Origin of the sequence: Paenibacillus sp. V4I9 (genome assembly GCF_030817295.1) — a bacterium.
Classification (GTDB): Bacteria; Bacillota; Bacilli; order Paenibacillales; family NBRC-103111; genus Paenibacillus_E.
Genome location: NZ_JAUSZE010000001.1, coordinates 7,176,175 through 7,187,598, shown reverse-complemented (window position 1 = coordinate 7,187,598; position 11,424 = coordinate 7,176,175). Strand labels below are relative to the sequence as shown.

Annotated in this window: 10 protein-coding genes; 4 read left to right on the top strand and 6 right to left on the bottom strand. The window is 47.1% G+C overall.

The features are described 5' to 3' along the window. Positions 1–267 precede the first annotated feature (267 nt). Positions 268–855 (top strand): TVP38/TMEM64 family protein, encoded by a 588-nt coding sequence (locus tag QFZ81_RS33120; RefSeq protein ID WP_307606080.1) that lies wholly within the window; start codon positions 268–270, stop codon positions 853–855. Here the strand turns inward: QFZ81_RS33120 and QFZ81_RS33115 are convergent, their stop codons facing one another. After that, positions 856–1,782 (bottom strand): LysR family transcriptional regulator, encoded by a 927-nt coding sequence (locus tag QFZ81_RS33115; protein WP_307606078.1) that lies wholly within the window; start codon positions 1,780–1,782, stop codon positions 856–858. 64 nt (positions 1,783–1,846) lie between these two features. Here QFZ81_RS33115 and aroA point away from each other — a divergent pair, with 64 nt between their 5' ends. Next, a complete protein-coding gene (gene aroA / locus QFZ81_RS33110) occupies positions 1,847–3,202 on the top strand; it encodes a 3-phosphoshikimate 1-carboxyvinyltransferase (RefSeq protein ID WP_307606076.1) in 1,356 nt (451 codons plus the stop codon). On the opposite strand, the gene QFZ81_RS33105 is transcribed toward aroA, so the two are convergent. The 4 genes from QFZ81_RS33105 to QFZ81_RS33090 form a co-directional block, all read right to left on the bottom strand. After that, on the bottom strand, positions 3,199–4,251 hold the full coding sequence (locus tag QFZ81_RS33105; RefSeq protein WP_373463799.1) for an ATP-binding protein: 1,053 nt from the start codon (positions 4,249–4,251) through the stop codon (positions 3,199–3,201). The two genes, aroA and QFZ81_RS33105, sit on opposite strands and share 4 nt — an antisense overlap. Positions 4,252–4,598: 347 nt before the next feature. Continuing rightward, positions 4,599–5,333 carry a DUF421 domain-containing protein gene (locus QFZ81_RS33100; protein WP_307606072.1) on the bottom strand — a complete coding sequence of 245 codons (735 nt, stop codon included), beginning with the start codon at positions 5,331–5,333 and terminating at the stop codon, positions 4,599–4,601. 412 nt (positions 5,334–5,745) lie between these two features. After that, entirely contained in the window at positions 5,746–6,246 is a 501-nt protein-coding gene (locus tag QFZ81_RS33095) for a DinB family protein (protein ID WP_307606070.1), read from the bottom strand. Positions 6,247–6,358: 112 nt separating this feature from the next. After that, positions 6,359–7,303, bottom strand: coding sequence for a helix-turn-helix transcriptional regulator (locus tag QFZ81_RS33090; RefSeq protein WP_307606068.1), 945 nt, complete (start codon positions 7,301–7,303; stop codon positions 6,359–6,361). 140 nt (positions 7,304–7,443) lie between these two features. Between QFZ81_RS33090 and QFZ81_RS33085 the strand changes: the two genes are divergently transcribed. Beyond that, the gene (locus QFZ81_RS33085; protein WP_307606066.1) at positions 7,444–8,259 is read left to right on the top strand and encodes a hypothetical protein; all 816 of its coding nucleotides are present in this window, start codon (positions 7,444–7,446) and stop codon (positions 8,257–8,259) included. Positions 8,260–8,331: 72 nt separating this feature from the next. On the opposite strand, the gene QFZ81_RS33080 is transcribed toward QFZ81_RS33085, so the two are convergent. Continuing rightward, a complete protein-coding gene (locus QFZ81_RS33080; RefSeq protein ID WP_307606064.1) occupies positions 8,332–9,561 on the bottom strand; it encodes an aminopeptidase in 1,230 nt (409 codons plus the stop codon). 84 nt (positions 9,562–9,645) lie between these two features. On the opposite strand from QFZ81_RS33080, the gene QFZ81_RS33075 reads away from it, so the two are divergent. Beyond that, the gene (locus QFZ81_RS33075; RefSeq protein ID WP_307606062.1) at positions 9,646–11,310 is read left to right on the top strand and encodes a glutamine--tRNA ligase/YqeY domain fusion protein; all 1,665 of its coding nucleotides are present in this window, start codon (positions 9,646–9,648) and stop codon (positions 11,308–11,310) included. The last annotated feature ends 114 nt before the right edge of the window (positions 11,311–11,424 follow it).

The following is an 11,424-nucleotide window of genomic DNA, read 5'->3' as shown; positions in this document are numbered from 1 at the left end:
ATGTCAGCAAACATACATCATACTTTGCTTAAAATAAGCATCCGCAGGCGAAATCATTCATGTGTCAATTTCGTGTTTTTCACTTAAAAATAAGCAGCCAGAACCTCCATGTGCTATTATGCCTATGGAGGTTCTTTTTTTCAGTTGATTCGAATTTATAAGTTTGTACATTCGCTTGTTTCGCATCAGCTTTGGCCTTATCCTTCGTTAATTCGTAAGTTTATCCTAGTCTTCAACTAATTGTTAAGCGAGTAGGTGTGCATACATATGGGAATAACAGAACTCTTGTCCTACCTCACGGAAGAAAATTTGGCAATGATCTTGGACAAGTATCGATCACTCGGCCCATTACCAGGTCTTCTTCTACCTTTCATGAAATCGTTCGTTCCGCCGCTCCCTACACTTGTCATTATTAGTGTAAATGCAGCGGTATATGGGCTATGGCTCGGTTTTCTTTACTCTTGGATAGGTATTGTGTGCGGGTGCTTGGTGACTTTTGCGATCGTCAAAAAAGTAGCCGGCCATCCTTATCTAGAGCGCTGGGCACAAAAGCCCAAAGTCCAAAAAAGTCTCCTCTGGGCGCGTCGTCAGGCCTTCAACTATGTGTTTATACTCAGTCTTTTTCCGATAGGACCCTTCGTTGTGATTAATATGGCTGCCGGGCTGGTCGGCATGAAGTTTCGTTCTTTTTTGGTTGCGGTTGCGGCGGGAAAAGCGGTCATGGTGCTGTCGGTTAGCTTCATTGGCCACGATCCTAAGCGATTCATTGAGAATCCGTATGAGTTGATCTATGTGGCTTTATTTATTGTGATCTCACTTATGATTAGCAAAAAAGTCGAGAAGCGGTTTATGTAATTAAGACGAAAGCATCTCAAGAAATTTAGCCGCTGCAACAGACGATGTCATATCTCGGCGGGTCGTGATTCCGATGCTGCGGGCGGGAATGGCTTTGGCAGGCTTTAGCTCATGCAGCGTACCTTCAGCCAATTCTTTGACGGCATAAGACCGAGGAACGAAAGCAACGCCGAAGCCGAGTTTTGCGAATTCGATAAGCAGATCAATGCTGCCGAGCTCAGTGTCGGCTTCGATGGTGACATCTTGGGCAGCAAACCATTGCTCAATGAAGCGCCTAGTGCTGCTTCCGGGAGATAGGAGCAGTAAGGGGAATTGGCTGATATCCTGCGCGGAAAGTAAGTGGTCTGCTTGATCACGGTAGGCTTCACCGCCCACAAAGCAGTCTTGGAGGGTCATAACCGTTTGGACATCGAGATGAGGATCATCGGCAGTTGGCAAATGAATAAGCCCAAAATCGATGCTGCCCTCTTTGACACGAGCTGTAATCTCGGATGTTTTGCCGTGAGAAAGCCTGATGCGGACATCGGGATATTGTTTATGATAGGTATCCAGATAAGGGAATAAGAAGTGCTTGAATAACGAATCACTCGCTCCGACACGAAGTTCGCCTCCTGTGAGGTGCTTGAGTGCGGACATTTTTTTCTCCCCAGCCTCCAAAAGCGCAAAGGATTGCTCCACATAAAGCATTAATTGCTTCCCCTCAGTTGTTAATTCCACACCCTTGGATTGCCGATGAAAAAGCTTCATGGATAACGCCTGTTCCATTTGTTTAATCGCATAGCTGACGGATGGTTGGGTAATATAAAGCTCCCCGGCTGCTTTGGTTAAATTGCCCGCTTTGGCGGCATGTAGGAATATTCGGTACCATTCTAAATGGATTATGATATAGAGCTCCTTTATGGGAAGGTGCTTATTTGGTGATTTCATCTATGCCTGCTCCTCCCATTATAATTGGCTTATAAGATACGCACAATTGGAGAGGGTGGATAAAATGCAGGATTGGGCGAAGCACGAGCCAGATCGGAGAGCTAGATCACCATGGTCACAACATCTGGAAGGACAGGAGGTACGGTTGTCGCCGCTTCATGGAGCAGTAGATGCGACTATCACGATACCGGGCAGCAAAAGCTTCACGAACCGCGCACTTCTTATTGCGGCTCTAGCGAAGGGGACCACCCGGCTGCAGGGTGTTTTACAAAGCGATGATTCCTATTGGTGTATGAACGCTCTCAGAGAGCTGGGAACTGAAATTGAGATGGATGGGGATACAGTTACAATCCATGGAAACGAAGGACATTGGTCAATCGCGAAAGCAGATTTATACGTGGGAGCTGCTGGTACGGTTGCACGCTTTTTACCCGGGGCACTTGTCGTTGGTCATGGGGAGTGGACACTTGATGGCAGTAAGCGTATGACAGAAAGACCTCTTGCACCTTTATTGGATGCGTTATCCAGTTTGGGAGCGGATATCCGATATAAGGGTAATCCTGGATGTGTACCGCTGACGCTTCATGCGGACGGTCTTAATGGAGGAGAAGTAACGGTTTCTGGAGCGGTTTCCAGTCAGTTTATTAGCGGCTTGCTGCTCGCAGCTCCTTATGCCAAAGAAACTCTAACCATTCAGATCGCTGATCAAATTGTGCAGCGGGACTACGTCGAGATGACATTGGATATGATGTGGGCGTTTGGTGTGAGACCAGAGGTTCATGAGGATGGGCAAGCGATTACGATTCAGCCGAGTGTTTATGAAGCACGTACATTCATGCTGGAGCCCGATGTATCAACTTGCGGTTACTTCTGGGCTCTCGCTGCCCTGACGAATGGACGTGTACGTATTGAGGGTATTTCCGCGCAGACGCGACAACCGGATATAGAGCTATTGTCTGTTTTGGAGAAAATGGGCTGTTCGGTGACGCGTGGTGAACATTACATTGAAGTTCGGGGTACAAAACGTCTTAAAGGCGACTTCACAGTGAGCATGCAGCGTTGGTCGGACCAGACGCTGACACTAGCTGCACTGGCCCCCTTCGCGGATGGTCCAATTACACTGACGGATGCTGCGCATATCAGGCATCATGAGTGTGACCGCATTGCGGCGATGTGTGAGGAACTTGGGAAGCTTGGCATTCAGGTGGAGGAACATGCAGATGGGTTAACGGTGCACCCAGGGGAGCCGCAACCCGCGCTTCTCGACCCCCACGACGACCATCGAATGGCGATGGCGCTTTCGCTGATCGGCGCAAGGGTAGATGGCGTCAGGATTGCGGATCCGGGCTGTGTTTCGAAGACATGCCCAGACTTTTTTGATCGATGGCGGGAGCTGGGTGTCGGGGTGGAGGTTATTTAAGCAAGATCACTCCACACCTGAATATTCAGCTTCGGATATAAAACGGCAAAATCCCCAGCTTGTTTCTCAAGCATGCTTAGCTCAAATGATTTGCTAAAAATATCGCGATCTGGCAGGAAGGTAACACTCGTTCCGGTTTCCTTAGTCACGCCTACTGTTTGGAGCTCGCTTTGCGGAATCCCATGCTTATAGTGTTGTTGGAACACTCGACCGTCGCGCTTGATCTCAACGGAAAGCTTGAGTGATAGCGCGTTGACGACGGGCATGCTGATGCCTTTTTCACTGCCGGGTGCTAAGAATGTAGCACTTGAGCTTAGTCGGCTCATGTCTGTAAGAACAGTCTGAACACGTGGGTGTTCACTACCAGGAAGTGCTTGAACGGGGATACCACGTCCATTATCTGCAACTGTGATGCTGCCATCCGCATGCAAAAAGAGGCTAACCTCACTACAGGTGCCGTGCAGGTACTCCAGAATGCTGTTCTCGACAACAGCCCACAGCAGTAAGTGTGGATCATATATTTCTTGTGCTCCGCCCAAATAAGCATGCGCATTCGTTCTTGCTTCTGTCATAGCTAAATAGTCACTAGTGTCCATGAGGTCGGAAGCCGCCGCCAGCAGTAATAAAAGTGGAAGTGCACGGGGGCCAGGAATGGTATACTTGCCGCCTCGCTCTTCTTGAACGAGAAGGTCCGCTCCTACTAATGCCTTGATGTGATGGTAGAGTTGTCCCGTTGTCCCCATGTTCAGACGTTCCACCAGATCGGGTCCGGTAAGCGGCTCTTGCAAGACGGATCTTAAAATATCAAGTCGTTGTTTATGTGCAAGAGCCCCTATGATTTTAGCTGCTTTATCGCCATCCAATTCGATTAACTGACGGACGTGCTTTTCTTGAGGCTCCCACCGGAAACTAGCCTGATCTCCCCGATACTGCCCGGAGTAAAACACACTCCCGAGACTAGCGTCTGAATTCTTTTTCTCAATAAACATTTTATTATTCTCATCTTGGTTAGGAATCAATTGTCTGACAAGTTGCTGAAGATCATTCATCTGTGCCTGCAGCGCATCTAGCTCGGTGCTATAATCCCGTGTTGTGGTCAAAAGGATCACCTCATCTAAATTATTAATTACGAATTTACGTAATTAAATAATAACATAAATTGTGGTGATCGTACAGTTTTAATATTCCAAATTAAGGAATAATTAGGAATGCTGATTAGCCCTAACTCGGTGCAATCTAAGTATAAATGACGTAAAGTCCGATATGGTACAGCAACAAATGGAAACCGTGAAAGAAGCTTCGGGGAATGCCGCTGCGTTAAACCAAGTTTCGAACGAACTGCGAGTACAGATCCAACGCTTTCTCATCTAAAAAGCCAAAAGACGAACAGACGCTATCAGGACAGCGTTTGCTCGTCTTTTTCATTGGAGTCTAAATCAGTATATACACGTATTTGGTCTTGATCATCTATGGTAGCTAGTTCAACACCCTTCATATCGAGATGTGCAGCGTGAATCTGAGCTTCCAGCCATGCGTGGTCTTTTCCCAGCTGAGCAAGCACCTTATCATCACTGGACCCTTCAACAATAATCGGCTTCACGAGAGAGAACGACGATGTAGGTATGTACATATCTTTCGCGGTAATAGGGTGATACTGAGGCTCGAGGAACACAGAAATGATTCCTCCTGGCTCCCACAGAGCAAGTGCGACTTTGGCTATATCCTCAATCTGCTGCTTACGCAGCTCAGAGAAGAGGTGATCTACAGAAATTTTGGCTTTGCGCAAACTTTTCATTTGAATCTGTCCATTTTTAATTAACCTAAGCGGCGGCGGGTCTAAATAATGCTTAAGGAAATTCCATTTTAAACTTAGCCAGGAGGTTGTCAGATATAGGACTACGATTACAATCGTGGTGATCATGGATCCGGTTAAACCTAAATGCTCGTCCGAAAGCGGGTGGGCAATAATATTTCCTAAGATTAGAGCAATAATGAAATCCAGAAAACGCAGTTGTGAGATGGATCGCTGCCCCAAAGCTTTGGCCGTAATTAATAAGAAGAGATAGGCTGCAACAGCGCGCAAAATCCATTGGATCGTGGTTAGAGATTCTTGGCTATGAAAGAAGTCCAATTCACGTCACACTCCGAAAATGGGGTAAATGCTCGTATAATGTTTCCTCGTTTTCCCGTTTTTATCCATGATGGGTGGTTGGAGTGAAGGGATTCTAGGGGGCTACCAACGTCTACTCTGTGGCTGGTGTTAATCCTACTTCGCGTTCACTCCAAATCCAAAACTGACGAGCTAGCTCCTCGTTTTGGGCTCTAGCTGAGACAGGCGCGATCTTCCGCCTGTAGTAGTACTCGCCGCTGACCGTCCGTACGTCCGGGCTCGCAGCCATTGTCCTAAAAGTAGGTAAATCTACTTGAGGACAGCCCTTTAAGGTCTTTTGTCCTTATGGAACATTCGAATCAGTATTCAGCATGAAATTAATACTTCCATTGGAGTTTTCCAATGGAATCGACTCAAATGCTCCAAATTTAAATCACACCAACGGCTGCATGCCGCGCTCCAGCCAATCCTCGCGAGTCGGACCGTAAATGTCCGGGACTCGCAGTCCGGCTTGACGCATCAAGACAATCATTTCACCACGATGGTGAATTTCATGCGAAATGAGGATGCGCAGTGTTATGCCATTGAGCCACTGCTCGCCATACATGTCAGTGCTTTCAGTGAGCTTAGCATCTGTCCACTGGGCCTGGATTGCTTCGGCTAGCCCGGCTGAGGAAGAGCGGTAGGTGTCAGCAATTGTCTTGGCGGACGCTGGCGCGTGTTCTTCGCCTTCGGGAGCATTGAACGTAAGACCAGTACGTGAGGTCATCTCGTGAATAGTAGTCGCGATATGCCAACCCAATTGTCCTAGCGAGCGGAAGTCGGGCGCGATTTGCTGTTTAAGTGAAGCATCTGTCAAAGTGTCCAGCACGCGCTGGGTAGCTTTTGCTTCATTGTTCCATTCATTTACAAAATCTTCGATTGTTCTAAACATGGGTGAGCCTCCTTAGAGTTTTCGCCAGAAAAACTGGCATCGTAAGCAGTCATCAATTGGTTTCGCCTACTTCATAACCTCATTATAGACAACCACCACTGACAACGTCCTGTCAGTGTTCATTTGCATAGAGTTGAACAATTTTTTCAGCTTTATCTTTGATGTTGGCAGCAATATGGGCGGGCTCGAGAATGCGCAGGTTGGGACCATAGCTAAGAAGCATGCCATGAAGCCACGATTCATCCGGTTGAGTGGCGGTAATCATCAAAGTGCCATCAGCTTGAACGATAATTTGCTCAGGACGGAAATAATCCTCTACTTGAGCGCGAACGTTCGGCTGCGCATGCAGCACGAGTTTGATGAGCGTGGAGGGATCTCTTTTGCCCCAGTTATGATCAAGCTGTTCTAAGGTTCCTTCTTTGCGTTCAAATGTTCTCTGAAGCACTTCAATATCTTTCATACGAGATAATCGGAAGACACGAAAATCTTGACGCAGCAGGCAGTAGCCGTACAAGTACCAGCCAAAGCCTTTAACTACAATGCCCATAGGCTCTACTGTTCGCACAGACTGCTCACTTTGAGAAGTAATATATTGAAAGGAAATCAGTTTGGATTCCTTAATTGAAGTGCGCAGGATACTTAGCTTCTCTTTGTCCTGATTGCTGCCACGCCAAGGATTCATATCAATAATAAGTTGATTGTTTAGGTTAGCGACGGTGTTCTGTTCCGATTTCGCCACGAGAGCGCCTACTTTATCAAGAAGGTTGCTGATCTCTTGGTCGCCGACGGTAGAGCGGATTCCTTTGAGGCCGACAATAATAGATTGCAGCTCATCGAGGGACAGAAATTGGCGATCCAACCGATATTGGTCCATAATTTCGTAACCACCGCTCATCCCTGCATAAGAAACGACAGGAACGCCAGCTTGGTTAATGGCCTCAACGTCTCGGTAAACCGTACGTAAAGACACTTCAAATCGCTCCGAAAGCTCTTTAGCACTGATTCTTCTTCGGTTTAGAAGCAGCATAGTTATGGCAAGCAGACGATCAATTTTCAAGAAAAGCACCTCATCGATTCATATATGTAACTTTAACATTCGATTCCAGAGAAGGAATTCCTTTGTGGAGTTCCGCATACCCTATGGAAAATTTTGAAATAATAAGCCGAATTCAAATCTATGATTAGGAGTCGGATTACATGTTTAGAAAATGCGTTAAAATCGCCGTACACACAGCAGTAATTAGTTTACTATTGAGCAGCTCATTCTTATGGAGAGGTGGATTCGTATCCGCTGAAGAGTTACCGCCACCGCAGCCACCACAAACTGCACAGCAAGGCGAGCTTATACAAACGCGTGAGATTGATGTCACTGGCGACGGCAAGCCAGATACGGTATCCCTGATAGGGATGAAGTCGGATAATAGCAGTCCGTACTATGATAAGCTATTCATTACCGTCGTAGGACCGGTTCAGACCCAAGTTGTCATCCCGCTTGAGGGTGGATATAACCCACAGATGGACTTTTGTGACTTTATTCAGGACAAGCTTCCTCAAATCTATGTATCCGCAGAAACAGGGGGCAGTGGGGGGCTATCCTATTACTATATTTACTCACTGAAAAATAATGTTCCGACTGCTATCCCGCTGCCTAGTCCCCTTCATGTAAAGGCATCCTTTAAGAAAAATTATGTGGTAAAGATGAAACTTGAAGAGACAGGGAAGTCTTTCAAAATTGATATCAAAGACCGCAAGGACGATTACGAGAAATTCGGTGTGTACAAAAATGGTATGGTAGTGAAGCCCATTATTGTGAGTGTCAACGATTATGGCGCTCTGAAGCCTTTGGATGTAGATCGGGATGGGTACTGTGAGCTGAGGGGTGTTCAGCGAATCACCGGTATTGCGAATGCAGATACACTTGGATACGCCATCTCTGTTTGGAAATGGAAAAAAGGGAAATGGATTTTAAAAGACTCCTCAATTGTCAAAACGCTGTCTAGCAAGTTACGTTAAAAAAAGACCGCCATCTCACGGTGCGTTGTACCATGAGATGGCGGTCTTTCTATGAAGTCCTGCTTACCGTTCCTATGCCCAGTTACCTTTGCGGAATAAAGGTTCGCGGCTTCCATCTGCCAGAATGCCATCGATCTCCATGTCAGCTGCGCCGATCATGAAGTCAACGTGGATTAGGCTTTTATTGTAGCCATTCTGAACTAGCTCCTCGGGGCTCATCGTCGTTCCGCCTTCAATTGTGAACGGATAAGAATTGCCTAGCGCTACGTGACAGGAAGCATTTTCGTCGAATAATGTGTTGTAATAAATGAGTCCTGACTGTGAAATGGGGGAGTCATAAGGCACAAGTGCCACTTCACCCAAGTAACGAGCACCCTCATCCATGTCCAGCATCTTATTCAGCACTTCTTGCCCCACCTCAGCGGTTGCTTCGACAACTCGGCCATTCTCGAATTTCAGGCTGAAGCCATTGATTAGGGAGCCTTGATAACTCAGCGGCAAAGTGCTGCGAACGGTTCCGTTCGTGCCATTTCGTGCAGGCATCGTAAAGACTTCTTCCGTTGGGATGTTCGGCACGAAGAAGATGCCTCGCTCCGACTCGCTCCCTGCGGCAACCCATTGATGCTTAGTGGCTAGCTCTATGTATAAATCTGTACCAGGAGCTCTGAAATGTAGCTGCTTGTACTTTTTGTTGTTCAGCAGGTTCTGCTTGTCTGTCAGCGTCTCGATATGCTGTTTCCATGCTGCAACCGGATCTTCTTTATCCACACGAGTAAGTTTAAAAATCTGCTCCCACAGCTTCTTGATGCGCTCGGCTTCGCTCAAATCCGGGAATACCTTAGCTGACCATTCCGCTGTCGGGAAGGAGACCATCAGCCAATTCACCTGATTGCTGCGCAGATATTTCAGGAACCCTTCACGCGCAGTAGCCGTTGTTTTGCTAGAGATGGCGATCCGCTCAGGGTCTACATCTTTGAGCAAATCGGAGTTAGGTGCGTAGATTTGGAGGAAGGCTGCACCGTCCTTTGCCATCTCTTCCAGGCCGCTTGCTCGCCACATGGGGTACTCGCGCAGCGTGGACTCCGGAGCGTGCTTGAGGCGCAGCGCTTTCACTTCGTCGTCGTCCCAGTCGATGACGACATCTTTGGCGCCAGCGTCGTAAGCCTTTTTCGTTAGCTTGCGCACGAAGTCAGCGCAGGCGATCGGCGTCATAATGACGACAGTCTGATCCTTTTGTACATTTAATCCGACACGTATGGCAAGCTCTGCATATTTATCTAAGTAATGTTCGAATGTCTCCATCTCGCTGGCTCCTTTATATTTGAGTAACTTTTAGTGTATGATAGAAAATAAAACTTTAACCCGTGGGAGAAAGGCTGGGAACATATGGAAACGAAGAGCGCAGTAGTAAGCACGCCATCTAATTTCATTAAGAACATTGTAAACGAAGATCTGAAATCAGGCAAAGTCAGTCAGGTAGTTACCCGATTTCCCCCGGAGCCGAACGGTTACCTTCATATAGGACATGCGAAGTCGATTTGTCTTAATTTTGAGCTTGCGGATGAATTCAAGGGGTTAACGAACCTTCGCTTTGACGATACGAATCCGGTGAAGGAAGATACGGAATATGTGGAATCCATTAAAGCTGATGTCGCTTGGCTCGGTTTTCAATGGGACGGTTTGTTTTTTGCTTCCGATTATTTCGAGGAAATGTACAAACGTGCGGTGGTTTTGATCAACAAAGGTTTAGCTTTTGTGGATAACCAAACAGCGGATGAAATCCGTGAAACCCGCGGGACGCTTACACAGCCGGGTACGAACAGTCCTTACCGCGAACGCAGTATCGAAGAGAATCTCGCCTTGTTTGAGCGTATGCGTGCCGGTGAATTCAAAGATGGAGAGCGTGTTCTTCGTGCTAAGATCGATATGTCTTCGCCGAACATCAATCTGCGCGATCCAATCATTTACCGCGTTGTCCATGCTCATCACCATAATACGGGAGATGCTTGGTGTATCTACCCGATGTACGCTTTCGCGCATCCATTGGAAGATGCTATCGAAGGTGTTACGCATTCCATCTGTACGCTCGAGTTCGAAGACCAACGCCCGTTCTACGATTGGGTTATTCGTGAGTGTGAGATGCCGAATGTGCCTAGACAATATGAATTTGCACGCCTCAACCTGACGAATACGGTGATGAGTAAAAGAAAGCTGAAACAGCTTGTCGACGAGAAAGCCGTAGACGGTTGGGACGATCCGCGGATGCCCACCATCTCTGGTCTGCGCCGCAGAGGCTTTACGGCTGAATCAATTCGTAATTTCGCTCGCGAAATCGGCGTAGCTCGCAGCTACAGCGTCGTCGATGCGAAGATGCTGGATCATTTTATCCGTGAGGATTTGAAGTTGAAGGCGATGCGTACGATGGGTGTTCTGAATCCGCTCAAAGTCGTGATCACGAACTATCCTGAGGAACAAGTCGAAATGCTAGATATGGAGAACAACGCAGAGAATCCGGAAATGGGCAATCGCCAAATTCCGTTCTCCCGCGAGATCTACATCGAGCAAGACGATTTCATGGAAAATCCGCCGAATAAATATTTCCGGTTATTTCCCGGCAACGAAGTGCGGTTGAAAAACGCCTACTTCATTAAATGCAATGATTTCATCAAAGATGAGAACGGCAAAGTGATTGAGCTGCACTGCACTTATGACGTGGAAACGAAAAGCGGCAGCGGCTTTACTGGTCGTAAAGTCAAAGGAACGATCCACTGGGTGGATGCAAAGAGTGCAGTACCTGCGGAGTTCCGCCTGTATGAGCCGCTGATTCTCGATAACCAAGAGGACGAGGATGCTTCGTTCTTGGAGAATTTGAATCCAAACTCGCTGCAAATTGTGCAAGGTTTCGTGGAAGACAATATGAAGCAAGCGCAGCCGCATGATAAGTTCCAATTTTTCCGACACGGCTATTTCAACGTAGATCCGAAACATACAACAAGCGACAAACTGGTGTTTAACCTGATTGTCTCGCTGAAGAGCTCGTTTGAAATATAAGATAGGGCTCATTTGAGTTCATATAAAGATTAGACAGGAGATCCTAGTGAAAGCTAGGATTTTTTGTTGTGCAGGAAGCCTGTCGCGGTAAAAAACGATTTTGAAAAAATAAAT